This is a genomic window from Stenotrophomonas sp. HITSZ_GD (assembly GCF_029543105.1).
GTDB lineage: Bacteria > Pseudomonadota > Gammaproteobacteria > Xanthomonadales > Xanthomonadaceae > Stenotrophomonas_A.
Window position 1 is genome coordinate 218470 of record NZ_JARQXB010000002.1, and the last position, 25260, is coordinate 243729.

Sequence of the window (25260 nt, forward strand, 5' to 3'; positions counted from 1 at the left end):
GCAAGGCGCGGCTATACTGCGCCGCCGCGCCGAAGTGGCGGAATCGGTAGACGCAGCGGACTCAAAATCCGCCGCCCTTAAAAGCGTGTGGGTTCGAGTCCCACCTTCGGCACCAAATACGTCAAGGCCTGGCTGCGAAGCCAGGCCTTGATCGTTTCCGGCACCCATCGACCACAAAGGGGCCGCAGCCCCTTCGTGTCTCACGACGCTCAACCCTTGCGCGCCCGCGCGAACGCGTCGGCCAGCGCGCTGTTGGCCGGCGGCGGCGCACTTGCCGGCCGCGGCTTGCCCTGCCCGCCACCCCCATTCGACCCACGCCCACCGGGACCACGCCCGCCGTCGCGCCCACCGGCCTGCGGTCCGCGCGCATCGCGCGCAGCCGGTGCCGGGGCATCTTCCAGGCGCCGGGTCAGCGCAATGCGCTTGCGCGCCACGTCCACCTCCAGCACCTTCACCTTGACGATGTCGCCGGCCTTGACCACGTCGCGCGGGTCCTTGACGTAGGTGTCCGACAGCGCGGAGATGTGGATCAGCCCGTCCTGGTGCACGCCGATATCGACGAACGCGCCGAACGCGGCCACGTTGCTCACCACGCCTTCCAGCACCATGCCCGGCCGCAGGTCCTTGATCTCCTCCACGCCCTCGGCGAAGCGCGCGGCCTTGAACTCCGGGCGCGGGTCGCGGCCGGGCTTCTCCAGCTCCTTGAGGATGTCGCGCACGGTCGGCACGCCGAACTGCGCGTCGGTGTACTGCTCTGCGCGCAGTCCGCGCAGGAAGCTTCCATCGCCCAGCAGCGCCTTGATCGGCTTGCCGGTCGCCGCCACGATGCGCTCCACCACCGGGTAGGCTTCCGGGTGCACGGCCGAGGCGTCCAGCGGCTCGTCGCCATCGGCGATGCGCAGGAAGCCGGCGCATTGTTCGAAGGTCTTGTCGCCCAACCGCGCGACCTTGAGCAGGTCCTTGCGGCGCTTGAACGGGCCGTTGTCGTCGCGGTGCCGCACGATGTTCTCGGCCACCGTCGAGGACAGGCCGGACACGCGCGAGAGCAGCGCGGCCGAGGCCGTGTTGACGTACACGCCGACCGCGTTCACGCAATCCTCCACCTTCGCGTCCAGCGCGCGCGCCAGGCGGAACTGGTCCACGTCGTGCTGGTACTGGCCCACGCCGATCGCCTTGGGCTCGATCTTCACCAGTTCGGCCAGCGGGTCCTGCAGGCGCCGCGCGATGGACACCGCGCCGCGCAGGGAGACGTCCAGGTTCGGGAATTCCTTGGCGGCGAACTCGGAGGCCGAATACACCGACGCGCCCGCCTCGCTCACCACGATCTTCTGCAACTTGGCCTCGGGCATCGCCTTGATGACCTCGCCGGCGAGCTTGTCGGTCTCTCGGCTGGCGGTGCCGTTGCCGATGGCGATCAGCTCCACGTGGTGCTGCAGGCACAGCTTGCGCAGCACGGCCAGCGACTGATCCCACTGCCGCTTGGGTTCGTGCGGGTAGATGGTCTCGGTCGCCACCAGCTTGCCGGTGGCATCCACCACCGCGATCTTGCAGCCGGTGCGGATGCCCGGGTCCAGGCCCAGCACGGTCTTCGGGCCGGCGGGTGCTGCGAGCAGCAGGTCCTTGAGGTTGTCGCCGAACACGGCGATGGCCTCGGCCTCTGCCTTTTCGCGGGCCTGGTTGAACAAGTCCAGCAGCAAGTGCATGTGCAGCTTGGCGCGCCAGGTCAGGCGGCAGGCGTTCAACAGCCACGCATCGGCCGGGCGGCCCTTGTCGGCGACGCCGGCGGCGAGCGCGACGCGGCCTTCGCAGTATTGATGGCCCGCCTCGGCCTCCGCGCCCGGGTCCAGGTCGAGGAACAGGATCTCCTCGCGGCGCGCGCGGAACAGCGCCAGCAGCCGGTGCGAGGGAATCTTCGCCAGCGATTCGGCGTGCTCGAAGTAATCGCGGTACTTGGCGCCGGCTTCTTCCTTGCCTTCCGCCACGCGGGCGCGGATGACGCCATGCTCGCCCAGCCACTGGCGCAGCTCGCCGACGAGCCGGGCATCCTCGCCCCAGCGCTCCATCAGGATCGCGCGCGCGCCTTCCAGCGCGGCCTTGGCATCCGCCACGCCCTTCTCCGCATCGACGAAGCCGGCGGCGAAGGTCTCCGGCACCTGCGAGGGATCGGCCAGCAGGCCATCGGCCAGCGGCTCCAGCCCGGCCTCGCGGGCGATCTGCGCGCGCGTGCGGCGCTTGGGCTTGTACGGCAGGTAGAGGTCTTCCAGGCGCGACTTGGTATCGGCCCCGGCGATCTCCGCGCGCAGTTCGTCGCTGAGCTTGCCCTGCTCGTCGATGCTGGCCAGCACCGCGGCGCGGCGCTCTTCCAGCTCGCGCAGGTAGGTCAGGCGCGTTTCCAGGTTGCGCAGTTGGGTATCGTCCAGGCCGCCGGTCACTTCCTTGCGGTAGCGGGCGATGAAGGGAACGCTGGCGCCTTCGTCCAGCAAGGCGATGGCGGCGCGGGCCTGGGCGGTCTGGGCGCCGATTTCCTCGGCGATGGTCTGGGCGATCTGCTGGGCGAGCCGGGAATCTGACTTGACGTCTTGCATGCGGTCAACGGTACTGCGGCGGCAACGGGAGGCGGCATTCTGGCAGCGCCCGCCCGGCGCGGAAACCCGTTGACAGCACCACCGCGAGCGCGGTGCGGATCAGCTTTGCGCGTAGTGGTCGGCCAGGCGCTCGGCCAGGAGGGAGTCCTGCAGGGATTCGAGCGCCATCACGCGCACCCTGCCGACGCGATCCAGCGACAGCGTGCGCTCGACGTAGAACTCGGGCCCCTCTTCGGTCATCGCCATCGAGCGGCTGAAGCCATAGGGCACCAGGCCCTTCTCGCCATCCTTGCTGCCACCGACATAGAGGAGGATCGACATCTCGTTCACCTTGTTGCGACTACTGGAACCGGCGCGCAGCTTACGCAGGTGCGTGTTAGGGCGTTCTCACCCAAGTTAACGCCAGCTGTTTGCGGTTCGATGACGCCGCGCCGTCCCACCCGCCTCACTGTGCCTTCACCGTGCGGCGGCTAGATCACGCATTCATTTCCACATGTGGTGGGGCATGGATCTCAAAAGCGGCTATCCGTTCTGGTCGATTCGCAATGGCTTGATGCACGCGTTCCCGCGCCTGGAGCGCGATGTGCGTTGCGACGTGGCGGTGATCGGCGGGGGCATCACCGGGGCATTGATCGCCGACGAGCTGGTCGCGCACGGGCACGAGGTGGCCGTGCTGGAGCAGCGCGAGATCGGATGGGGCAGCACGTCGGCCAGTACCGCGCTGTTGCAGTACGAGATCGATACGCCCTTGGTCGATCTGGCGCGGCGCCATGGCCAGGACGCCGCCGCGCTCGCCTACCTCGCCTGCGCCGAGGCCATCGACCTGTTGCAGGAGCGGGCCCGCGCGGTGGGCCAGGTCGATTACCGCCGCAACGACAGCCTCTACTACGCCAGCCGCAAGCGGGACCTGGCCGCCCTGCGCGAGGAACTGGCCGCGCGCCGAGAGATCGGCCTGGAGCTGGACTGGGTCGAGCCCGAGGCACTGTGGCGCGACTACGGCGTGCGCGCGCCGGGCGCGCTGGTGAGCCGGCAGGCCGCGCGGATGGACCCGTACCGGATGACCTACCGCCTGTTGGCCGCCTGCCAGCGCGCCGGCGCGGCGGTGCACGACCGCACCGCGGTGGTCGACGTGAAGCCGGCCTCGCGCGGGATCGTGCTGCGCACCGCGGAAGGGGCGCTGGTGCGCGCCGGCCATGTGGTGGTCGCCGCCGGCTATGCGGGCCAGCAATGGCTGCGCCAGCGCGTGGCGCGCAACCGCAGCAGCTACGCGTTCGTCACCGATCCGCTGCGCGACGAGGAAGCCGGCGCGCTGCGCCACACGATGGTGTGGGAAACCGCGCGGCCTTACCTGTACCTTCGCGGCACGGCCGATGGACGGGTGATCGCCGGCGGCGAGGACGACAGCATCGACCTGCCGGCGCGCCGCGATGCGCGGGTGCTCGCCAAGGCGGCCAAGCTGCAGCGCAAGATCGCCGAGGTGATGCCGGACCTGCAGCTGCGGCCGGTGTTCGCCTGGGGCGGCACCTTCGCCGAAACCGCCGATGGCCTGCCCTTCTTCGGCGCGCATGCCGAGCATGGCCCTCGCGTGTTGTTCGCGATGGCCTACGGCGGCAACGGCATCACCTACAGCATGCTCGGCGCCGGCCTGCTACGGGCCACGATCGAGCGCCGCGGTCACCGGTTGGCCGCGCTGTTCGGCTTCGGACGGCTGGACTGAGCCCGGCGCCCCAGCGGAAACCAGCCGTGCCCGTGCATGGCGTAGTGGTCGGCGGCGCGCTCGAATGGGTTGCGCACGCTGATGCCGCCGCACAGCAGGTACACCGGCAGGAACAGCGGGCCCAGCAGCAGGTATTGGTAGACGTGCGCGCGCTCGTGGTCGGCCAGCCGCACCGGCGGATGGTGTGCGCGCCCGGCCTGGTGTTCGTAGGTGAAGCACGCCACGTCCAGCGAGGTGCCTTTCAGCAGGATCACATTGCCCAGCGTCATGGCCCCGCCCGGCCCCCAGGGCCAGCGCTCGACCACCAGCGCCAGCTCGCGGGCGCGCCAACGCCAGCGCGCGCCGGCCGCCATGCCGGCCAGGCCCGCGGACAGGCCGATCAGCGTGTTGGGCAGCGTCCACGCCGCGCCGAGCACCTGCGCCAGGCGCAGCGCCGGGGCGGCAAGGCGGGCGGTCAATCGGCCTCGTTGGGGATCAGCAGCCACAGCAGCAGGTAGACCAGCAATCCCGGGAAGGCCGCCGAGGCGATCGACACGATCACGTAGATCACCCGCAACAGGGTCGAGTTCCAGCCGAAACGATGCGCGATGCCGCCGATCACGCCGGCGATCATGCGGTCGTTGAGCGAACGGGACAGCGTGCGCGGCGCGGTGCTCATGCAACGGCTCCTGGAACGGGACGCCGCCAATATAGCCGGCTTCAGGTGCCCGCGCGGTGACGGCGCTGCGCCCGCAGCTGTTCCTCGAACCATGCCGCGGCATCGCGTTCGGGCTGGCCCGGGCAGGCCACGCGATAAGCGCGACCGCTCACGCTGCTGCGGCTGGCCGCGCGCGCGATGAATTGCTCCGGCGTGCCGGCCTGGCCACGTGCCTGCAGGTAGTCGTACTTGCGCTGCAGGTGCGCGGCGGCGCGGGCGCCGTCGTACCAGCTGCCGTTGCGCTGGAAGCGACATGGCGAGGCGGCGAGCGCGTCGACCAGCGCGGCGATCTCGCGCGCCGCCTCGGTGGCTGGTGCGGCGCCCTGCGCGGTGGCGCCGAACGACAACAGCAGGGCGAGGGCTTCAGCCCGCATCGCGCTCGCGCAGCCAGCGGTGGATCGCCGCCGGCACCTCGCGCTGGGCGCGCCCGGAGACGTAGATGCCGATGTGCCCACCGCGGAAACTCAGCTCGCTGTAGTCCTGGCTGCCGGTGCGCCCGGCCAGCGCGCGCGAGGCCGCCGGCGGCACCAGGTGGTCCTGCTCGGCGTAGATGTTGAGCAGCGGCATGTCCACCGCGGCCAGGTCCACCGGCTCGCCACCGATCTCGATGCCGCCTTCCACCAGCCCGTTGCGCTGGTAGAACTGCTTGACGAACTCGCGGAAGGCTTCGCCGGCCAGGTCGGGCGAATCGAAGATCCACTTCTCCATGCGCAGGAAATCCTCCAGCGCCTGCTTGTCATCGAGGATGTCGAGCAAGCCGACGTACTTCTGCAAGTTGAGCCGGAACGGCTTGAGCATGAGGTAGCTGGCGTTCATCAGGTCGGCCGGGATGTTGCCGACGGTGTCGACCATCAGGTCCACATCCACCGTGCGCGCCCAGCTGGAGAGCATGTTGTCGGGCGTGTGGAAATCCACCGGTGTCACCATCGTGACCAGGTTGCGCAGCTTGTGCGGGCGCAAGGCGGCGTAGCACAGCGAGAACGTACCGCCCTGGCAGACGCCCAGCACGTCGATGGCCGGCACGCCGGCCTCCCGGCGCAGGGCGTCGACCGCGCCGTCGAGGAAGCGCAGCAGGTAATCCTCGAGCGTGAGGTAGCGCTCGGAGCGGTCCGGGTAGCCCCAGTCGAGCACGTAGACGTCCTCGCCCTGGGCGAGCAGCCCGCGCACCAGCGATCGGTCCGCTTGCAGGTCCACCATGTACGGGCGGTTGACCAGCGCGTAGACGATTAGCAGCGGCACGCGCGCGGTGGGCGGGGTATCGCCGACGAAACGGTAGAGCACCACGCGGCCGTCGCGCCACACTTCCTGGCGCGCGGTGGCGCCGTAGTCCACTTCGTCCACGCCAGGCAGCACCTTCAGGCCCTCGGCGAGCTTGCGCTGGAAAGCCAGGGTCTCCTGCAGCAGATCGTCGGCGTTGAAGCCCAGCGGGCCTTTCATCGCGTGGTCCTCTTCGCTGCGGCGGCGGTGCGCGCGGCGGCCTTCTTCGCCGCGGGCCGGCTGGCGGTGGCCTGCTTGGCGGCCTCCTTGGCAGGAGCCCGGCCGGGTTTCTTCGCCGGCGCGGTGGCGCGTGCCGATGGCTTGGCCTGCGCGGCCGCCGGACGCGGGGCAGGCTTCGGGGCGGGCCGGGGCGTGGGCCCGCGCGAGGGCGCCGCGCGGGCCGCGCCCTCGCCCACCGCCGCCACCAGCCGGCGCACGGTGCGCTCCAGCTCGGCGATGCGCTTGTGCGCGGCGTCCATCTCCGAGCGCGTGGGCATGCCGTACTGCCCGGCGACCTGCTCCACCTCACGCTGCAACGCCGCCCGCAGGCGCATGTGCGCGTTGGCAAAGGCGCCATAGATCTCGCGGAACTCGTCGGACAGCGCGACCGCGTTGTAGGCCTCCTCGGCCGCCTCGATCCACAGGTCGAACAGTGCCCGCGCACTGGTCAGCTGGCTGCCCAGCGCCTCGTGCTCGGCCAGCTTGGCCTGGAACAGGTCGAACGCCCGGTCCAGCGCGGCGCGCAGCTGCTGCAGGTAAGCCTGGGACTGGGCCTGGTAGTCCTGCTGCAAGCGCACCAGGTCCTGCCAGCGCGACTGATGGTTGCGGCCCAAGCCCATGGCCGGCATGTCCAGCCACGGCGCGCTGTCCCGCCGCCATTGCTCCAGCGTCTGCGCGGCCTGTTGCAGCCACGGGTCGAAGCCGCCGGCCGTACCGCCGCGCAGCGCGCCGAGCACCCATTGCAGCATGTCATCGCCCTGCCCCTGCACCGCCTCGCGCCAGGCGCCGGCCACTTCGGCGCTGCTGGTATCGCGGCCGGCGAAGCGAGCGGCAACGTCCTGCATCAGCCCGAGCCAGTCGCCAGCCTGATGGCTGGCGCGATCCACCGGCCCGCGCGTATCGCCGGGGATGCCCTCGCCCAGCAGCGTGCGCCACCAGCCCAGCGCCTGCGTCCAGCCGGCGCCGGCAGGGTCCTCGCCGGGCCGCGCGCCGGTGCCGCCGACCGCGGCGGCGCTGCCGTGCTGCAAGGCCTGGCTCCAGGCCTCCCAGTAGCGGCGCGCCTGCGCCTGAGCGTCCTGGCCCGGGTCGTCGCCGTTGGCGGTCATGCGGTTCTCCTCATCGCGTGGCGATCATGGTGCCGCGGGTCACGGCTTGGGGATATGCAGGGTCTTGCTGATCATCAACGAACCGGACAGCGCGTACAGCAGCACCAGCGGGTGCAGCAGCCACGGCCCCAGGCGCCATTCGCCCCACCACAGCGCCTCGCCGATGCGGCCGGTGGACGCAGCCACCACCAGCAGGATCACCAGCAGCAGGCTGGTGGGAATGGGCGTGCCCTCGAAATACTTGACCTTGTCGTCGTCGCCGGCCAGCGCCTCGGCGGTGACGTTGTAGCGTGCCAGGCGGCTGACCCCGCAGCACACGAAATAGCTCAGTACCAGCCAGTCCCAGCCGCCCTGCAGGCCGCAGGCGTAGCCGAGCGCGGCCGGCGCCACGCCGAAGGAGATCACGTCGGCCAGCGAGTCGAGCTCGCGGCCCAGCGTGGAGGAGGACTTGCGCCAACGCGCCACCCGCCCGTCCAGCGCGTCGAAGATGAAGGCCAGCGGGATCAACGCCATGCCGAACAACAAGTCGCCGCGGTGCCCGTCCTGCAGGAAGCGCATGGCCGCGAAGATCGCGCCGGTGCCGCAGAACGCATTGGCCAGGGTGAACCAATCGGCCAGCTGGAAGTCGCGCAACATCGAGAAATGGCGTTTCATGCAAACTCGGATCGAAGGCCGACGCACAGGTTAGCGCGACCGGCGCGCGGCGGCGACGGCTCCCCCCTTTCCCAAGCCCGGAGGCTTCATGCACCACGTCCTGATCACCGGCGCCGGCAGCGGCATCGGCGCCGGCATTGCCGCCGAACTGGCCGCGACCGGCCGCCACCTCATCGTCAGCGACATGGACCTGGCGGCGGCCGAAGCGGTGGCTGCGGCCATCCGCGCCGACGGCGGCTCGGCCCAGGCGCTGGCGCTGGACGTGACGTCCGACGACAGCGTGGCGCGGGCGCTGGGCACGCTGGCGCGCGGCCCGGACGTACTGGTCAACAACGCCGGCCTGCAGCACGTGGCGCCGCTGGAGGCGTTCCCGATGGCGCGCTGGGACCTGCTCGTGCAGGTGATGCTCACCGGTGTGGCGCGGCTCACCCAGGCGGTGCTGCCCGGCATGCGCGAGCGCGGGTTCGGGCGCATCGTCAATATCGGCAGCATCCACTCGCTGGTCGCCAGCCCGTACAAGAGCGCCTACGTGGCGGCCAAGCACGGGTTGGTCGGCTTTTCCAAGGTGCTGGCGCTGGAGACCGCGCATGAGGACATCACCATCAACACGCTGTGCCCGAGCTACGTGAAGACGCCGCTGGTGGACAAGCAGATCGCCGACCAGGCGAAGGCGCGCGGCATCCCGGAAGCGGAGGTGATCGACCAGGTGATGCTGGCGCCGATGCCCAAGGGGCGCTTCATCGAATACGACGAACTGGCTGGAACCATCGCCTTCCTCGCCTCGCCGCCGGCGCGCAACATCACCGGGCAGACCCTGGCCATCGACGGGGGATGGACCGCGCAATGAAGTGAAAATTGAAGTGAAGAAAGGCTGGTCAATTCTTCGCCAAGCTACTTGACAGCCAGACGTGCCGGGGGCTGCCGGCGATTATCCAAACAGTTGTCCACATGCCGTGTGGATAGTCTGAACGGTTGACAAAACGCCGGCGGCCACGCAGCCACCGCCGCGCTCAGCGCGAGAACGACCAGGACTGCATGCGGCCATCGCGATACGGCATCACGCCGTGGAACGGGCGCGGGTCGCCATCGAACACCAGCGGCAGGAAGTGGCGGTCACCTTCCCACATCGGCAGGGTATCCAGGCGGTCCAGCGGCACCCATTCCAGCGTGCCCTCCGGGTTGGAGGCCAGCGTTTCCCCGCGGTAGCGGTCGATCACGAACACGAAGCCGAGCCAATCCTCGCCGTGCTTGCCGAAGCCCGGCCAGCTCACCGTGCCGCGCAGCTGCATGGACTCGCACTCGATGCCGGCCTCCTCGCGCAATTCGCGGCGCATGCAGGCCATCACGTCCTCGTCCGGCTCGACCTTGCCGCCCAGGCCGTTGTACTTGCCCAGGTGGTGGTCGCCGGGGCGGGCGTTGCGGTGGATCATCAGGACCTGGCTGCCATCGGCGGACAGCACGTAGCCGAGGGTGGCGACGATGGGGGTGTAAGGCATGTGCGGTCGAACGGGCCAAAGAACGCCAGTATGACCCAAGCGCGGCGGCCGGGCGCCGCGGCGCGACCTCAGGCCACGGGCAGCGCGGCCAGGTCCGGCTCGGCCGGGCGCAGGCGCGCCACGCCGTGGCCGCGCTCGGCCAGGTATTCGAGCCACTTGCCCAGGAAGGTGTTCATCCGCATGCGGTGGTTGATCAGCTCGGCCGGCGGCGGATACAGGCCCATCACGTCCTGCCAGCGCCGCCCGACGTAGCAATGGGTCGTCTCGGCCTGGCGGGCGTCGCGATACAGGCGCACGTAGGCGGAGGGGTCCGGCTCGCCGGTGACCGGGTCGCACAGGTCGTAGGTCAGCCGCAACTCCACCGTGTAGGGATGGCGCTCGAGCACTTCCAGCCGCAGGTCCAGGCCGTCGCCGACGCTGGACAGGTAGCTGCCGGTGGCCAGGTCGGCCGGCGCGAACAGCCGGGTGAGGTGGACGTAGTTCTCCGCGTACAGGCCCATCAGCCAGCCGAAACGGCTCAGCCGGGGGATGCGTTCGTGGCGGGCATGGACATGTTGCATGGGGCCGATCCTACACGCTGCGCCGCAGCAGCGGCAGCATTGAAAAGCGCCCGCCGCGCCCCTATCTTGGAGGCTCCCCAGACGCTCTTCCCGCCCGGCCCGCGCTAGAACATCTCGCGCTGCAGGCCGAAGGTGGTCAGCACCTTGCTGGAAATCTCCTCGATCGAGGTGTGCGTCGTGCTGAGCGTCGGGATCCGCTCCATCTGGAACATCCGTTCGGCGGCCGCCACCTCGCGCCGGCACGTCTCGGGCGCCGAGTAGCGCGAATTCGGACGGCGCTCCTGGCGGATCTGCTGCAGGCGGTCCGGGTCGATGGTCAAGCCGAACAACTTGCGCCGGTATGCCCGCAGCCGCGGCGGCAGGTGGTCCGATTCCAGGTCCTCGTCGGTGAGCGGATAGTTCGCCGCCTTCACCCCGTAATGGAGCGCCAGGTAGATGCAGGTGGGCGTCTTGCCGGCGCGCGACACCGCCACCAGGATCACGTCCGCCTCGTCGTAGTCCAGCGCCACGCCGTCGTCGTGGCTCAGGGCGAAATTCATCGCGTTGATGCGGCGGTGGTAGGTCTCGAAATCGACCATGCCGTGCGCGCGGCCTACCCGCGAATGGCGCGGGCTGTTGAGTTCGCGCTCCAGCGGCTCGATGAAGGGGGCGAACACGTCCAGCATCAGCGCGCCGCTCTCGGCCAAGATCAGGCTCAGCTGCGGGTCCACGCAGGAGTTCACCACGATCGGGCGCACCTGGTAGCGCTCACCGGCGGACACGATCCGGTGGCACGCCTCGCGCGCCTTGTCTGGATCGTCAATGAACGAAAGTCGGTCGGTGACGAAGCTGAAACCGCTGAACTGGGTGAGCAGGCTATGCCCAATGGTTTCAGCGGTGATACCGGTTCCATCGGACACATAGAACACCGGCCGGGACGTGGACATGGGCTTCACTCGCGGTAATGGAACGGGGTCTTCGCCATCGCGCAACCTTGTGCGGGATTGCTTGCGCACTGCATCATAGTGGCTTCTTCCTACGGACGCGGCCATGCAGCCCGCTCGGGCGATGGCCATACGGAGCATCGCGCTTGAACGAGAATATCCTGTGGTTGCATGAGCTGCGCCTGGCCGACCTGGCCCGCGTGGGTGGCAAGAACTCTTCGCTGGGCGAAATGATCGGCCACCTCGCCGGCCTGGGGGTCTCGGTGCCCGGCGGCTACGCCACCACCGCCGAGGCGTTCAAGGCGTTCATCGCGCACAACGACCTCTCCAAGCGCATCTTCGACAAGCTGGCCACGCTGGACGTGGAGGACGTCAACGCCCTGACCGCGGCGGGCAAGGAGATCCGCGGCTGGGTGATCGACGCGCCGCTGCAGCCGGACCTGGACCAGGACATCCGTACCGCCTACGCCAAGCTGTGCGCGGAGAACGGCGGCGGCGACGTGGCCGTGGCGGTGCGTTCCTCGGCCACCGCCGAGGACCTGCCCGATGCGTCCTTCGCCGGCCAGCAGGAAACCTTCCTGAACGTCACCGGCGCCGACGATGTCGTGCACAAGGTCAAGGAGGTCTTCGCCAGCCTCTACAACGACCGCGCCATCGCCTATCGCGTGCACCATGGCTTCAAGCACGAGGACGTGTTCCTCTCGGCCGGCGTGCAGCTGATGGTGCGCTCGAACGTGGGCGCTTCCGGCGTGCTGTTCACCCTGGACACCGAGTCCGGCTTCCGCGACGTGGTGTTCGTCACCGCCAGCCTGGGCCTGGGCGAGATGGTCGTGCAGGGCGCGGTGAACCCGGACGAGTTCTACGTCTACAAGCCCACCCTGCAGGCCGGCAAGCCGGCGATCCTGCGCCGCACGCTTGGCAGCAAGGCCGTGCGCATGGTGTATTCGGACCAGCCGGGCGAGCGCGTGCGCGTGGAGGACACGCCGGCCGAGCTGCGCGGCAAGTTCTCCATCAGCGACGAGGACGTGCAGGAACTGTCCAAGCAGGCGCTGGTGATCGAAAAGCACTACGGCCGCCCGATGGATATCGAGTGGGCCAAGGACGGCGTGAGCGGCAAGCTGTTCGTGGTGCAGGCGCGCCCGGAGACGGTGAAGTCGCGCAGCCACGCCACCCAGATCGAACGCTACGCGCTCTCCCAGCGCGGCGAGGTGCTGGCCGAAGGCCGTGCCATCGGCCAGAAGATTGGTGCCGGCGTGGCCCGCGTGGTGCGCTCGCTCGATGACATGAACCGCGTGCAGCCCGGCGACGTGCTGGTCGCCGACATGACCGACCCGGACTGGGAGCCGGTGATGAAGCGCGCCAGCGCCATCGTCACCAACCGCGGCGGGCGCACCTGCCACGCGGCGATCATCGCGCGCGAGCTGGGCGTGCCGGCAGTGGTCGGCACCGGCAACGCGCTGGAGCTGATCCAGGACGGCGCCGAGGTCACCGTGAGCTGCGCCGAAGGCGACACCGGCTACATCTACGCCGGCAAGCTGGACTTCGAGCGCACCACCACCGACCTGGGCAACATGCCGCCTGCGCCGCTGAAGATCATGATGAACGTGGCCAACCCCGAGCGCGCGTTCGACTTCGGCCAGCTGCCCAACGCCGGCATCGGCCTGGCGCGCCTGGAGATGATCATCGCCAGCCACATCGGCGTGCATCCCAACGCACTGCTGGAATACGACAAGCAGGATGCGGAGACGAAGAAGAAGATCGACGCGAAGGTGGCCGGCTACGGCAACCCGGTGGATTTCTACGTCAACCGCCTGGCCGAGGGCATCGCCACGCTGACCGCCTCGGTGGCGCCGAACACGGTGATCGTGCGCCTGTCGGACTTCAAGTCCAACGAGTACGCCAACCTGATCGGCGGCAGCCGTTACGAGCCGCATGAAGAGAACCCGATGATCGGCTTCCGCGGCGCCAGCCGCTACGTCGATCCGTCCTTCTCGGCCGCCTTCGCGCTGGAATGCCGCGCGGTGCTGAAGGTGCGCAACGAGATGGGGCTGGACAACCTGTGGGTGATGATCCCGTTCGTGCGCACGCTGGAAGAAGGGCGCAAGGTGCTGGAGGTGCTGGAGAAGAACGGCCTCAAGCAGGGCGACGGTGCCGACGGAAAGCCGGGCCTGAAGATCATCATGATGTGCGAGGTACCCTCCAACGCGCTGCTGGCCGACGAGTTCCTGGAGATCTTCGACGGCTTCTCGATCGGCTCCAACGACCTCACCCAGCTCTCGCTGGGACTGGACCGCGATTCGTCGATCGTCGCGCACCTGTTCGACGAGCGGAACCCGGCGGTGAAGAAGCTGCTGTCGATGGCGATCAAGGCCGCGCGCGCCAAGGGCAAGTACGTCGGCATCTGCGGCCAGGGCCCGTCCGACCATCCGGACCTGGCCGAGTGGCTGATGCAGGAAGGCATCGAGTCGGTATCGCTCAACCCCGATACCGTCGTGGATACCTGGCTGCGCCTGGCCAAGTTGAAGGCCGCCACGGCCTGACGTCACCTTGATCCCGCGGCCGGTACAGTGGCCCCACGCAAGCCCCGCCCTGCGGGGCTTCGTGTTTTTCGCGACAGGAGAATCCGCTCGATGACTCAAGCCGCCGTGCCCGCGACGCCCGTCGCACCGCTCGCCCCCGCCGCCTGGTTCCAGCAGTTGAACTGGGAACGCCTGCTGGAAACCTACGGCGTGCCCGCGCTCTCGGCGCTGATCGTGCTGCTGGTCGGGCTATGGCTGGCCAAGCGCCTGGCCAATGCGGTGCCGCGCGCCACCACGCGCATCGGTGCCGACCCGATGCTCGGCAGCTTCCTGCGCAACATCGCCTATATCGGCTCGCTCATCATCGTGGTGATCCTGGCGATCGACACGCTGGGCGTGCCGATCTCCCCGCTGCTGGCCGTGCTGGGCACCGCCGGCCTGGCCATCGGCCTGGCGCTGAAGGACTCGCTCTCCAACATCGCCTCCGGCGTGATGCTGGTGACGCTGCGTCCGTTCCACGTCGGCGACGTGGTGACGGTCGCCGGGCAAACCGGCACGGTGGAATCGGTGCGCATCTTCCAGACCGTGCTCAACGGCGCGGACCTGCAGCGCTTCACCATTCCCAACAACCTGATCACCGCCGCGCCGATCATCAACCTCACCGCGCAACCGAACCGCCGCGTGGAGATCGTGGTGGGCATCGGCTACGAGGACGACATCGCGCAGGCGCGCGACATCGTGATGGGGCTGATGCAGGCCGACCCGCGCGTGCTGCAGCAGCCGGCCGCCGACGTGGTGGTGTACGAACTGGCGACGAACTCGGTGAACCTGGGCATCCGCTGCTTCGTGAAGGCCGGCGACTGGTTCGGCGTGAAGGTCACGCTGCTGGAGCAGATCAAGCTCGCCTTCGACAAGGCCGGCATCAACATCCCCTACCCGCAGCAGGATATGCACCTGTACCTGCACGGCGGCGACGGCAAGCAGATCGACCTGAAGGCGCTGGTGCGCGACGCGCCCGCGCCGCAGGGCGGCTGAGGCCGCTCAGGGCTCGCCGGGACGCCCGGCGAGCTCGCCCATGAAGCGGCGGTAGTGCCGCAGCTCGTCGATCGAATCGTGCACGTCGCTCAGCGCGGTGTGGTTCGAGGTCTTGGCCACCCCGGCCAGCACCTGCGGCGACCAGCGGCGCGCAAGCTCCTTGATCGTGGACACGTCCAGGTTGCGGTAATGGAAGTAGCGTTCCAGACGCGGCATCTGGCGGTGCAGGAAGCGGCGGTCCTGGCAGATCGAGTTGCCGCACATCGGCGAGGCGCCGGCGCCGATCCACTGCTGCAGGAAGGCGATCGTCTGCGCCTCGGCGTGGCCGAGCGTGATCTCGCTGTCGAGCACGCGCTGCCACAGGCCCGAGCGGCGGTGCTGGTTGCGGTTCCACTCGTCCATCGCTTCCAGCGTGGCCAGCGGGTGCGCAATGGCGTACTCGGGGCCCTCGGCAAGCACGTTGAGCTGGGCGTCGGTGACGACGGTGGCGATCTCGATGATGGAGTCGCGATCCGTATCCAGCCCGGTCATTTCCAGATCGATCCAGATCAACCGGTCGTTGCCCGCCGTCATTGCCGCCATGTCCCGTCCATGCAGTCCAAGAATGAGAACTGCATCATACCGCGCAAGCTGTCGATGCGAACCGCCGCGCCCTCACAGCGGCGGCTTGCCCCGCTTGGCACGGAAATAGTTCGTGAGCCGGCGCCCGGCCTCCTCGGCCAACACCCCGCCCTGCACCGCCACGCGGTGGTTGTGCCGCGGATCGGCGAGCAGGTCGAACACGCTGCCGGCCGCGCCGGTTTTCGGGTCTGTCGCCGCGTAGACCACGCGGGCCACGCGCGCGTGCACGATCGCCATCGCGCACATCGCGCACGGTTCCAGCGTCACGTAGAGCGTGCTGCCCACCAGGCGGTGGTTGCGCAGGCGCTTGCCGCCCTCGCGCAGCGCCATGATCTCGGCATGCGCGCTGGGGTCGTGGCTGGCGATGTTGTAGTTCCACCCCTCGCCCAGCCGTTCGCCATCGGGACCGACCAGCACCGCGCCGACCGGAATCTCGTCGAAGTCGCGCTCGGCGCGCTCGGCCAGCGCGAGCGCCTCGCCCATCCAGTAGGCGTCCGCCGCGGCGTCGCCGGGCAGGTGCGGCACTGCGCTCACCGGCCTTCCTGCCGGCGCACGAACGCTTCGAAGGCCGCCAGCGTCGCCGCGCTCACGTGATGCTCGATGCCTTCGGCGTCGCGGCGCGCGGTGTCGATGTCGATGCCCAGCGCGAGCAGGAAGCGTTCCACGGTCTGGTGACGCTGCCGGCATTCGGCCGCCAGCGCTTCGCCGGCCGGGGTGAGAAACGCACCGCGATAGGGACGCTGCACCACCCAACCATCGCGCACCAGGCGCTTGAGCATCTTGGCTACCGTCGGCTGGGCCACGCCCATGCGGGTGGCGATATCGACCTGCCGCGCCTCGCCGCCATCGACCAGCAGGTCGGAGATCAGCTCGACATAGTCCTCCACCAGCTCGGTGCGGTGCGCCTCGCGCACCTGGCGGAAGCGGTCCAAATGGACATGCGCGTCCACCAGGGCGGGCGCGGGGTCGGCGGCTTTGTCGGTCTTGCCCATTCATCGGTCCTGCGCTCGGCGATGCGCCGCCCGCCTATTTTGCGGCACGACGGCTATGATGACGATTGAAATTGCCAATGCTCAACGGTATAGCTCCTGCTATATGATGCGTCCATACCCGTCCCGGCCTGCCCGATGCCCCAGGATGCCGCCCCCTTGAAGACCCGCTGGCCCTCGGCCGCGCCCAGCCTGGGCGAGATGCACCGCAGCGTGCCGGTGCCGACCGGCGGGCGCTGGTGGACGCGCCTGCTCGCCTTCCTCGGCCCGGGCTACATGGTGTCGGTCGGCTACATGGACCCGGGCAACTGGGCCACGGATATCGCCGGCGGCTCGCACTTCGGCTACCTGCTGCTGTCGGTCATCCTGCTGTCCAACGTGATGGCCATCGTGCTGCAGGCGCTCTCGGCGCGGCTGGGCATCGGCAGCGGCATGGACCTGGCGCAGGCCTGCCGCGCGCACTATTCGCGGCCGGTGAACCTGGGCCTGTGGGCGATCTGCGAGGCAGCCATCATCGCCTGCGACCTGGCCGAGGTGATCGGCACCGCGATCGCCCTCAAGCTGCTGTTCGGCGTGCCGCTGCTGTGGGGCGCGATCATCACCGCGGTGGACGTGGTGCTGGTGCTGTTCCTGATGAACCGCGGCTTCCGCGCGCTGGAGGCCTTCGTGATCGCGCTGCTGGCGATCATCTTCGTCTGCTTCGCCATCCAGATATTCATCGCCGCGCCGCCCGTGGCCGCGGTGCTGGGCGGTTTCATCCCGCGTGCGCAGGTCGTTACCGACCCGACGGCGCTGTACATCGCCATCGGCATCCTGGGCGCGACGGTGATGCCGCACAACCTCTACCTGCACTCTTCCATCGTGCAGACCCGCGCCTTTGCGCGCACCGACGAAGGCCGCCGCTCGGCGCTGCGCTGGGCGGTCACCGACAGCACCCTGGCGCTGATGCTGGCGCTCTGCATCAACGCGGCAATCCTGATCCTGGCGGCGGCGGTGTTCCATGCCAACGGCCGCCTGGACGTGCAGGAGATCGAGCAGGCCTACGAACTGCTGGCGCCGATGCTGGGCGTGGGCCTGGCCTCGACGTTGTTCGCCGTGGCCCTGCTCGCCTCCGGCGTCAATTCCACCGTCACCGCCACGCTCGCCGGGCAGATCGTGATGGAGGGCTTCCTGCACCTGCGCCTGAAGCCCTGGATGCGCCGGCTGCTGACGCGCGGCATCGCCATCGTGCCGGTGGTGGTGGTCACCGCCGTGTACGGCGATGCGGGCACCGCGCGCTTGCTGGTGCTGAGCCAGGTCATCCTGTCGATGCAGCTCCCCTTCGCCGTCGTGCCGCTGGTGCGCTTCGTGTCCGACCGCACGCTGATGGGCGCGCTGGTCGCTCCGCGCTGGCTGGTGCACGTGGCCTGGGCGATGGCCGCGCTGATCATCGCGCTCAACCTCAAGCTGCTGACCGACACCTTCCTGCACTGAGCCGGCGCGCCCGGCTACAGTACGGGCCTGGACCCCGGCCGGAGTTTCGCAGATGCCCGCTTCCCTGCCCGCCGACGCCCTGCTGCGCCAACGCGACGGGCATCACGCGCGGGTGACCTATGTCGAGCTGTTCTTCGACCTCGTCTATGTATTCGCCGTCACCCAGGTCAGCCACCTGCTGCTGCACCACCTCGATGCGCTCGGGGCGCTGCAGACGCTGATCGTCTGGTTCGCGGTGTGGCTGGGCTGGCAGTACACCTGCTGGGCCAGCAACTGGTTCGACCCGGACAAGCCGGCGATCCGCGGGCTGATGTTCGCGATGATGCTGCTGGCGATGCTGATGGCCGCGGCGATCCCGGAGGCCTTCGGCGAACGCGCCCTGGTGTTCGCCGGCAGCTACGTGGCGATCCAGTTCGGGCGCACCGTCTACCTGCGCTGGCTGCTGCGCGGCGGGCACGCACTGGCGCCGAACTACAGCCGCATGGTGGGCTGGCTCGGGATCTCGGCGGTGTGCTGGATCGCCGGCGCGCTGGCGCCTTCGCTGCCTTGGCGGATGGCGTGGTGGATCGTGGCGATCCTGTGCGAGTACGGCTCGCCGATGTTCGGCTTCGCGCTGCCCGGCCTGGGGCGATCGCGCACTTCGGAATGGACCATCGAGGGCGGACACCTGGCCGAACGCTGCCAGCTGTTCGTGATCGTCGCGCTCGGCGAGACGCTGCTGGCCAGCGGCGCCACGCTGGCCGACAGCACGCAGTGGCGGGCGGACGTGCTCTCAGCGCTGGCCGCCACCTTCTTCGGCACGCTCGCCTTGTGGTGGCTGTATTTCGGCACCTCCAGCGAGGCGGCCACGCGGCGCATCACCCACTCGGACGACCCCGGCCGGCTCGGCGCGCAGTTCCACTACGTGCACGCCATCCTGGTCGCCGGCATCATCGTCAACGCGGTGGGCAACGACCTGGTGCTCGCCCATCCGCACGGCTACCCGGACGCGGGGCAGATCGGCGCCCTGCTCGCCGGTCCGGCGATCTACCTGCTGGGCAGCGCCATCTACAAGCGCGTGGTCTACGGGCAGTTGCCGCGTTCGCACCTGGTGGCGGCGCTGCTGCTGGCGGCGATGGCGCCCTGGGCGTGGCGTTTCGACCTGCTGACGCTGGGCTGGACGACGACCGCGCTGCTGGGCGTCATCGGCTTGTGGGAAATGCGCGCCGTGCGCAGGCACGCCCACGCGCAAGCGCGGTGACGCGCCGAAGCCTCAGCTTCGCGCCGCGGGGCCGCTGACCGCTTCCGGGGCAGTCTTCGAAGACGCCTTGCGCCTGGCGGCGGCCGTGGTGGCGTCGCAATGCGCTTCCATCGGCGGCAACTGCTGCTGGTCCGCGCGGTAGCGCTCGCCCCATTCGCGCAGGCTGAGCATCACCGGCGCGAGCGTGCGTGCCAGCGGCGTGGCCTCGTACTCCACGCGTGGCGGCACTTGCGCGTAGACATGGCGAAACACCAGTCCATCCGCCTCCAGCTCGCGCAACTGCAGCGTCAGCATGCGCTGGGTGGCGCTGGGTATGAGCCGGGTCAGCTCCATGAAGCGCTTCTTGCCGCTGAGTACATGGAACAGCAGCAACGGTTTCCACACGCCGCCGATGATCGAGAGCGTCAGCTCCACCGCACAGCCACTTTTGGGGTCCAGTCGTTTCGGGCGCATGATGATGCTCGGCAGGTGCCAGTAGGCACATAATGGATAGTACCCGCGATAATTGTGCGTTCTTACGAGCAACGCCGCACGGACCTATAGTCGCACCCGCTTCCCCCAGAAGGAAATGGTGCCATGTCATTCCGTGCAATCCTCGCCACCCGCGCCGACGACGGCGCGATCCATGCTTCGCTCCAGACGCTTGAAGACGACGCGCTCTCCGAGGGCGGCGTGACGGTCGCCGTCGAGTGGTCGACCCTCAACTACAAGGATGCGGTGGCGCTGGCGGGCCCGCAGATCATCCAGATATTCCCGCTGGTGCCCGGCATCGATTTCGCCGGCACGGTGCTGGATTCCGAAGACCCGCGCTATTCGCCGGGCGACAAGGTCGTGGCGACGGGCTGGGGCTTGAGCCAGACGCACCACGGCGGCTACGCACAGCGCGCGCGCGTGCCGGCGGACTGGTTGATCAAGCTCCCCGCGACGCTGGGTACGCGCGACGCGATGGCGATCGGCACGGCGGGCTTCACCGCAATGCTGAGCGTGCTGGCGCTCGAACACGGCGGCGTGACGCCGGACCGCGGCGATATCCTAGTGACCGGCGCCTCCGGCGGCGTGGGCTCCATCGCCATCACCCTGCTCGCCGCGCTGGGCTACCGCGTGGCCGCGTCCACCGGCAAGCCGGACGAGGCCGATTATCTGCGCGCTCTGGGCGCCACAGAGATCCTGGATCGCGCCCCACTCTCGGCCGAAGGCAAGCCGGTGGGACCCGAGCGTTGGGCCGGCGCGGTGGATTCGGTAGGTGGGCGCACCTTGGCCAACGTGCTGGCGCAGACCCGGTACCGCGGCACGGTGACCACCTGCGGCTTCGTCGCCGGTGTGGAATTGCCCGCCACCGTGTTGCCCTTCATCCTGCGCGGGGTCACGCTGGCCGGCATCGACTCGGTCAACGCCCCGCACGCACTGCGCGAGGCCGCATGGCATCGCCTGGCCGAGCACCTCGATCTGGCCAAGCTGGCCACGACGATCACCGAGGTGGGTCTGGCCGATGTGTTCGACGCGGCCGCCGAGATGCGGCAGGGCAAGGCCAAGGGGAGAACCCTGGTCGACGTGAACCGGTAAGCACCCTGCTATTCCCCAGACCTGAGGAGTTCCTCATGAACACGCCCAAGCAAGTCGCCCTCATCACCGGGGCATCGGCCGGCATCGGCGCCACCTACGCAGACCGCCTCGCACGGCGCGGCTACGCCCTGGTGCTGGTCGCGCGCGACACTGCACGGCTGGAAGCGCTGGCCGCGCGTTTGCGCGAAACCTTCGATGCCACGATCGAGATCGCGCCGGCCGACCTGACGAAGGAAGAAGACCTCGCACGGATCGAACAGCGCCTGCAATCGGGCGACGTCACCCTGCTCGTCAACAACGCGGGCATGTCGCTGAAAGGCAGCGTGCTGGAGAACGGGCCGGATGCATTGGCACGGATCATCGCGCTCAACGTCACCGCCCCTACCCGCCTCGCCGCCGCGGCGGCCAAGTCGTTCGTGCAGCGCGGGTCCGGTGCCATCATCAACCTCTCCTCGGTGCTTGCGCTCGCGCCGGAGATGTTCGAGGGCGTCTACAGCGGTACCAAGGCCTACCTGCTCAACCTCAGCCAGGCCATGGCCGCGCAGCTCGGCCCGCGCGGTGTCCATGTGCAGGCGGTGCTGCCCGGCGCCACGCGCACGGAAATCTGGGAGAAGGCCGGCCGCGACGTGAGCGAGTTTCCGCCGGGCTTCCTGATGGAAGTCGATGCGATGGTCGATGCCGCGCTGGTCGGGTTCGACCGTCGCGAGACCGTGACCATCCCGCCCCTGCCCGATGAGGGCCAGTTCCTGGCCATGCAGCAGGCCCGGCTGGCGATGGCGCCGAACCTCTCGCGCAGCGAAGTGCCGGCCCGTTATCGCAGTTGAAGCGGCGGGGTCCGCTCACGCGCGCATGATCGGCATGCGCGCGCGGGCGTGGACGCCTGTGCCTTCGCCACGCGCTACATGCCGCGAAAACGATGCACGAACGCGGTGCTGACCGGCAGCAATTCGTCGCGCCCCTTCAGGCGCAGCGCCGCGCGGCCCAGTTCGTCCTTGCGCAGCCGTTCGATCGCCGCGACGCGGACGACGATGCCGCGGTGTACCTGCCAGAACATGTCTGGATCAAGCCCCGCCAACAACTCCTTCAGCGGGGTGCGGATCACCGACTCGTCGTTGCCGGTGACCACGCGCACGTACTTGTCCTGGGCCTGGAAGTAGACAACTTCGTCGATGCCGATCATCCGCACGCTGTCGCCCGCACTGGCACTGATCCAGCGGATCAGGCGCTCACCCTGCGGCCGCAATCGCGCCTCCAGTGCGTCGATCGGTTCGGCGGCGGCGATGCCCCGGTGCCGCGCCAGGCGCCCGCGCAGCCGCTCGATCGTGCGCTGCAGCCGCGCGGGCTGGATCGGCTTGAGCAGATAGTCGGCGGCGTCGGCCTCGAACGCGCGCACCGCATATTCGTCATAGGCGGTCGTGAACACGACCAGGCCGCCGCCGGCAATGACCGCGCGCGCGACATCCAGCCCGCCGACGCCCGGCATCCGGATATCCAGGAAAGCGACCTGCGGGCGTCGTTCGGCGGCGACCAGCAGCGCCGACGGCCCGTCCTCGCAGGCACCGACCACTTCCAGTTCGGGCCATTGCTCGGCGAGCAGGTCGAGCAGCGCCGCACGCTGCGGCGCTTCGTCCTCGGCGATCAGCACGGTGACCGGCGCGCTCATGCCGGACTCGCCGGCAGATGGATCTCGGCCTGCGTGCCGGCGCCGCTGCGCCCCTGCAACTGCAGGCGCCCACGCGCGCCGTAGCGCATCGCGAGCTGCTCGCGCACGTTGGCCAGGCCCATGCCGCCGCCGAAGCCCGGCTGCAGGCCGGCCCCGTCGTCGGCCACGGTCACGACCAGATCCGCGCCCTCGCGCCGCGCGGTGAGCTCGATCCGTCCGGGGCCGGGCTTGGGCTCGATACCGTGCTTGACCGCGTTCTCGACCAGGGTCAGCAGCAGCAACGGCGGATACGCGCAGCCCCGCAGCGTCGAATCGATCTCCACCGCGTAGCTGAGGCGGTCGCCGGTGCGCAGGCGCATCAGCTCCAGATAGCTCGTGCAGATGTCCAGCTGCTGGCCTAGGGTGGAATGCAGCAGCGCGTGCTCGTCACGCAGGCGCGGAATCGTCGCGCGCAGGTGGTCGACCAGGGCGTCGAGCGTTGCCTCGGCGCGCTCCGGATCGCGGCGGACCAGCGCCCGCACCGAGGCCAGCGTGTTGAACAGGAAATGCGGTTCCACCTGCGCCTGCAACAGGCCCAAGCGCAGGTCGGCGCGTTGCGCCTGCACGCGCGCCTCGGCCAGTGCACGGCGGTTGCGATGGTCGTGCCAGCGCCGTCGCTCGCCGAAGTACGCACGCAGCGCGAGGCCGCCGCCGAACAAGCCGTAGATCACCGCCAGCACCAGCAGGTTGAGCGCAATCGAAACCGCTCGCTCGACCGGCCCGAGGTGCGGGATCGGCGGATGCGCCACCGGGCCGATGGTCGAGGCGACCATCGCCTTGACGCGCGCCGAGGTGACCGCGTCGGCGGCATAACTCACGACCATGCCCAGCCCCATCGCCGCGACGATACCGCGCCGCTCGGCCACGGCCGACCACCCGCGATGGCGGACCCACGTGGCCAGCGCCGGCCCCACCGTCGCCATGAGGCCGAAGCCGACGAACTGGTAGAACGCCATCGGCAACACCCGGCTATAGTCGCGCGCGGCCAGGCCGAACGCCCCGCCGATCAGCAACGCGATCACGCCGATGATCGACGCGAACAGCACGCTGCGGCCGCTCAGCCACGGCAGGCTAAACACCGGGTACTGGCGGTAGCGGCTCCATACCGCACTGCCGCCGACGAGCACGTCGGGCGGTAGCCGGCGATCGAGGGGATAGTCGGTGCCCATGCCGTTGCCCTCAGCGGCGTTCGCCGCGCAGCCGCTGGCCGCCCTGCAACAGCGTCAATGCACGGACCACGCCGTGCGCGTCGCGCTCGAAACGGATCTCGGCGGCGACGGAGGCCGCCACGAACGCATCGGTATCCACGGCTTCGACCTCGATGGGCGGCTGACCCGTGCCCTGGACGTAGAGGTGGCCCGCCTTTTCGCTGACGGTCAGCGAAAAACCCGGCACCAGCGGGTACTCGCCGACGTAGGCGCGCAGTGCCTCGGCGCTCGGCCGCGGGACCGCCTTTTGCGCGGCGGCCTCCAGGCGCACCGCCGGCAGCTCGGCGCCCATCTGCGTCCACGTGAAGCCGTAGCCCTGCGGCGTGCGCTGCGGCCGCAGCACCGCGTCGAAGTCCAGGGGGTAGAAGTCGCCGGCGTCGTCGTAGCCCATCGTGTGGGCGCCCTGCCCGTCAGGCTCGATCACCAGCGCGCCATCGTGCTGGCTGAGCTGCATCGTCAGCGTATCGCCGATCCGGTAGCGGCCGACCAGGCCGTCCAGCAGCGCGGCATCCGGCGCGATGGTCTTGCGCGGCTTGCCGAGCGGGAAACTCGCATCGACCAGATGCAGGCCGAGGCTGCCGAGGCTGCCGATCGAGTGCCATGCGGTGTCGGAAAGGATGACCACGCCGCGCTCGCGGGTCCGGTCCACCGCGACAAACGAGGAAAAGCCGCCGGTGCCCCCTTCGTGCACCAGCACGCGGCGTTCGCCCACGGGCATCAGCATCCAGTTCATGCCCATGGGCGGCGACTGTGACAGCGGCTGCTGGGTCGCGGCCATCGCCGCGACGATCGGCGCGCTGCCGCGACCGAGCTCGGCCTGCACGTAGCGCACCATGTCCTCCAAGGTGGCGTGGACGCCGCCGACGCCGGCGAAATCGACCGGGAATGTCCAGGCCGCGGTCGCGCGGCCGTTCGGCGTATGCCCGGGGGCCACGCGGATGCCCGTGGGCACGTGCGACACGTAGGCGCCGTCCATGCCGAGCGGCCGCAGCAGCTGCGTGGTCAGCAGCGTTTCGAAGTCGCTGCCGGCGCGGCGTGCGACCGCCAGCGAGAGCAGCATCGAGGCAAAGTTGGAATACGCGAAGTGCGATCCCGGCGCCGCGGTCAGGGTGACGTCGCCGAGCGAGTCGAGCAGGTCGCGCTCGGTCAGCTGGGCATACGGGTCGGCCGGGTTGGCCGTCTTCATGCGCGATGGCAGCCCCGGCAGGCCAGAGGTGTGCGTGACGACGTGGCGCAGCAGGATCGGCTGCCCCTGGAACGTCGGCACCTTCGTCCCCTTGGGCAGGTAGTCGGCCAGCGGGTCGTCAAGCGAGGCCTTGCCCTGCGCGATCAACTCGGCCAACAGCGCGGCCGTCATCGTCTTGCTGACCGAGCCGATCTCGAACGCGGCCCTGTCATCGATGCGCGCGGCCTGGGCGGGGTCGGCGCAGGCGAAGCTGCGCGCGACGTGGTCGCGCTCGATCACCGCCACCGCCATGCAGGCCCCGGTGCGGTCGCCGGCCAGGCGCTGTTCGACCAGGCCGCGCAGCTGCGCATCGTCAACGGCCCGGGCCGGTCCTGCGAGGCCAAGCACGATGCTCGCGGCGATGCCGAGGCGGGTCAGGTTCATGATCGCGACTCCATGGAGAGGGAGCGTGGATGCTCCCGCAGCCGAAGGCAAGCCGCTGGCCCCTGCGACGGACGGGCCGATCCCGGC

At 69.5% G+C, this 25260-nt stretch carries 26 protein-coding genes and 1 tRNA gene; 9 read left to right on the forward strand and 18 right to left on the reverse strand.

The genetic code is table 11. From position 1 onward, the window contains the following. Positions 1 to 28 precede the first annotated feature (28 nt). Positions 29 to 115 (forward strand) — tRNA-Leu (locus tag P6166_RS02830). Positions 116 to 209: 94 nt separating this feature from the next. On the opposite strand, the gene P6166_RS02835 is transcribed toward P6166_RS02830, so the two are convergent. Together P6166_RS02835 and P6166_RS02840 are read right to left on the reverse strand one after the other, a co-directional pair. Next, the gene (locus P6166_RS02835; protein WP_277763022.1) at positions 210 to 2585 is read right to left on the reverse strand and encodes a Tex family protein; all 2376 of its coding nucleotides are present in this window, start codon (positions 2583 to 2585) and stop codon (positions 210 to 212) included. A 99-nt stretch (positions 2586 to 2684) separates the two neighbouring features. Continuing rightward, the gene (locus P6166_RS02840; RefSeq protein ID WP_277763023.1) at positions 2685 to 2906 is read right to left on the reverse strand and encodes a hypothetical protein; all 222 of its coding nucleotides are present in this window, start codon (positions 2904 to 2906) and stop codon (positions 2685 to 2687) included. Positions 2907 to 3090: 184 nt separating this feature from the next. Between P6166_RS02840 and P6166_RS02845 the strand changes: the two genes are divergently transcribed. Beyond that, positions 3091 to 4302, forward strand: coding sequence for an FAD-dependent oxidoreductase (locus P6166_RS02845; RefSeq protein WP_277763024.1), 1212 nt, complete (start codon positions 3091 to 3093; stop codon positions 4300 to 4302). Here P6166_RS02845 and P6166_RS02850 read toward each other — a convergent pair. The 6 genes from P6166_RS02850 to P6166_RS02875 are packed head-to-tail and all read right to left on the reverse strand — an operon-like array spanning position 4260 to position 8235. Continuing rightward, positions 4260 to 4733, reverse strand: a complete 474-nt coding sequence (locus tag P6166_RS02850; protein WP_277763137.1) for a hypothetical protein — start codon at positions 4731 to 4733, stop codon at positions 4260 to 4262. The two genes, P6166_RS02845 and P6166_RS02850, sit on opposite strands and share 43 nt — an antisense overlap. Before the next feature lie 23 nt (positions 4734 to 4756). Beyond that, entirely contained in the window at positions 4757 to 4960 is a 204-nt protein-coding gene (locus tag P6166_RS02855) for a PspC domain-containing protein (protein WP_277763025.1), read from the reverse strand. Positions 4961 to 5001: 41 nt separating this feature from the next. Beyond that, positions 5002 to 5373, reverse strand: coding sequence for a DUF5329 family protein (locus P6166_RS02860; protein WP_277763026.1), 372 nt, complete (start codon positions 5371 to 5373; stop codon positions 5002 to 5004). Continuing rightward, on the reverse strand, positions 5363 to 6436 hold the full coding sequence (locus tag P6166_RS02865) for a class III poly(R)-hydroxyalkanoic acid synthase subunit PhaC (protein ID WP_277763027.1): 1074 nt from the start codon (positions 6434 to 6436) through the stop codon (positions 5363 to 5365). The genes P6166_RS02860 and P6166_RS02865 overlap by 11 nt, the downstream gene beginning before the upstream one ends. Beyond that, positions 6433 to 7581 carry a class III poly(R)-hydroxyalkanoic acid synthase subunit PhaE gene (gene phaE / locus P6166_RS02870; RefSeq protein ID WP_277763028.1) on the reverse strand — a complete coding sequence of 383 codons (1149 nt, stop codon included), beginning with the start codon at positions 7579 to 7581 and terminating at the stop codon, positions 6433 to 6435. Before phaE ends, P6166_RS02865 begins: the two co-directional genes overlap by 4 nt. Positions 7582 to 7620: 39 nt before the next feature. Then, a complete protein-coding gene (locus P6166_RS02875) occupies positions 7621 to 8235 on the reverse strand; it encodes a CDP-alcohol phosphatidyltransferase family protein (protein WP_277763029.1) in 615 nt (204 codons plus the stop codon). Between the two features lie 88 nt (positions 8236 to 8323). Between P6166_RS02875 and P6166_RS02880 the strand changes: the two genes are divergently transcribed. After that, positions 8324 to 9082, forward strand: coding sequence for a 3-hydroxybutyrate dehydrogenase (locus P6166_RS02880; RefSeq protein WP_277763030.1), 759 nt, complete (start codon positions 8324 to 8326; stop codon positions 9080 to 9082). Positions 9083 to 9245: 163 nt separating this feature from the next. On the opposite strand, the gene P6166_RS02885 is transcribed toward P6166_RS02880, so the two are convergent. The 3 genes from P6166_RS02885 to P6166_RS02895 all read right to left on the reverse strand — a co-directional run bounded on the left by P6166_RS02885 (position 9246) and on the right by P6166_RS02895 (position 11217). Further along, positions 9246 to 9731 carry an 8-oxo-dGTP diphosphatase gene (locus P6166_RS02885; RefSeq protein WP_277763031.1) on the reverse strand — a complete coding sequence of 162 codons (486 nt, stop codon included), beginning with the start codon at positions 9729 to 9731 and terminating at the stop codon, positions 9246 to 9248. A 68-nt stretch (positions 9732 to 9799) separates the two neighbouring features. After that, on the reverse strand, positions 9800 to 10291 hold the full coding sequence (locus P6166_RS02890; RefSeq protein WP_277763032.1) for a DUF1249 domain-containing protein: 492 nt from the start codon (positions 10289 to 10291) through the stop codon (positions 9800 to 9802). A gap of 104 nt (positions 10292 to 10395) precedes the next feature. After that, positions 10396 to 11217, reverse strand: a complete 822-nt coding sequence (locus P6166_RS02895; RefSeq protein ID WP_277763033.1) for a pyruvate, water dikinase regulatory protein — start codon at positions 11215 to 11217, stop codon at positions 10396 to 10398. A 143-nt stretch (positions 11218 to 11360) separates the two neighbouring features. On the opposite strand from P6166_RS02895, the gene ppsA reads away from it, so the two are divergent. Both ppsA and P6166_RS02905 read left to right on the forward strand, forming a co-directional pair. Continuing rightward, positions 11361 to 13754 (forward strand): phosphoenolpyruvate synthase, encoded by a 2394-nt coding sequence (gene ppsA / locus P6166_RS02900; protein ID WP_277763034.1) that lies wholly within the window; start codon positions 11361 to 11363, stop codon positions 13752 to 13754. Positions 13755 to 13844: 90 nt separating this feature from the next. Then, the gene (locus P6166_RS02905; RefSeq protein ID WP_277763035.1) at positions 13845 to 14768 is read left to right on the forward strand and encodes a mechanosensitive ion channel domain-containing protein; all 924 of its coding nucleotides are present in this window, start codon (positions 13845 to 13847) and stop codon (positions 14766 to 14768) included. A gap of 6 nt (positions 14769 to 14774) precedes the next feature. Here P6166_RS02905 and orn read toward each other — a convergent pair whose 3' ends face one another. From orn to mntR, 3 genes are all read right to left on the reverse strand, one after another. Continuing rightward, positions 14775 to 15350, reverse strand: a complete 576-nt coding sequence (gene orn / locus P6166_RS02910; RefSeq protein WP_277763036.1) for an oligoribonuclease — start codon at positions 15348 to 15350, stop codon at positions 14775 to 14777. Positions 15351 to 15422: 72 nt separating this feature from the next. After that, complete coding sequence (gene tadA, locus P6166_RS02915; protein ID WP_277763138.1) at positions 15423 to 15872, reverse strand: tRNA adenosine(34) deaminase TadA; 450 nt, start codon at positions 15870 to 15872, stop codon at positions 15423 to 15425. Between the two features lie 47 nt (positions 15873 to 15919). Continuing rightward, positions 15920 to 16381 (reverse strand): manganese-binding transcriptional regulator MntR, encoded by a 462-nt coding sequence (gene mntR / locus P6166_RS02920; RefSeq protein WP_277763037.1) that lies wholly within the window; start codon positions 16379 to 16381, stop codon positions 15920 to 15922. A gap of 189 nt (positions 16382 to 16570) precedes the next feature. Between mntR and P6166_RS02925 the strand changes: the two genes are divergently transcribed. Both P6166_RS02925 and P6166_RS02930 read left to right on the forward strand, forming a co-directional pair. Next, entirely contained in the window at positions 16571 to 17851 is a 1281-nt protein-coding gene (locus tag P6166_RS02925) for an Nramp family divalent metal transporter (protein WP_277763139.1), read from the forward strand. A gap of 52 nt (positions 17852 to 17903) precedes the next feature. Next, positions 17904 to 19091 (forward strand): low temperature requirement protein A, encoded by a 1188-nt coding sequence (locus tag P6166_RS02930; protein ID WP_277763038.1) that lies wholly within the window; start codon positions 17904 to 17906, stop codon positions 19089 to 19091. Positions 19092 to 19103: 12 nt separating this feature from the next. Here the strand turns inward: P6166_RS02930 and P6166_RS02935 are convergent, their stop codons facing one another. Then, positions 19104 to 19544, reverse strand: a complete 441-nt coding sequence (locus P6166_RS02935; RefSeq protein ID WP_277763039.1) for a helix-turn-helix domain-containing protein — start codon at positions 19542 to 19544, stop codon at positions 19104 to 19106. 123 nt (positions 19545 to 19667) lie between these two features. On the opposite strand from P6166_RS02935, the gene P6166_RS02940 reads away from it, so the two are divergent. Together P6166_RS02940 and P6166_RS02945 are read left to right on the forward strand one after the other, a co-directional pair. After that, positions 19668 to 20654 (forward strand): MDR family oxidoreductase, encoded by a 987-nt coding sequence (locus P6166_RS02940; protein WP_277763040.1) that lies wholly within the window; start codon positions 19668 to 19670, stop codon positions 20652 to 20654. 35 nt (positions 20655 to 20689) lie between these two features. Next, a complete protein-coding gene (locus tag P6166_RS02945; protein ID WP_277763041.1) occupies positions 20690 to 21478 on the forward strand; it encodes an SDR family oxidoreductase in 789 nt (262 codons plus the stop codon). A 74-nt stretch (positions 21479 to 21552) separates the two neighbouring features. On the opposite strand, the gene P6166_RS02950 is transcribed toward P6166_RS02945, so the two are convergent. Genes P6166_RS02950 through P6166_RS02960 form a run of 3 tightly spaced genes read right to left on the reverse strand, consistent with a single transcriptional unit; the run spans position 21553 to position 25173 of the window. Beyond that, the gene (locus P6166_RS02950) at positions 21553 to 22317 is read right to left on the reverse strand and encodes a LytTR family DNA-binding domain-containing protein (RefSeq protein ID WP_277763042.1); all 765 of its coding nucleotides are present in this window, start codon (positions 22315 to 22317) and stop codon (positions 21553 to 21555) included. Beyond that, complete coding sequence (locus tag P6166_RS02955; protein WP_277763043.1) at positions 22314 to 23525, reverse strand: histidine kinase; 1212 nt, start codon at positions 23523 to 23525, stop codon at positions 22314 to 22316. Before P6166_RS02955 ends, P6166_RS02950 begins: the two co-directional genes overlap by 4 nt. Positions 23526 to 23535: 10 nt before the next feature. Then, the gene (locus P6166_RS02960) at positions 23536 to 25173 is read right to left on the reverse strand and encodes a serine hydrolase (RefSeq protein WP_277763044.1); all 1638 of its coding nucleotides are present in this window, start codon (positions 25171 to 25173) and stop codon (positions 23536 to 23538) included. Positions 25174 to 25260: the final 87 nt, after the last annotated feature.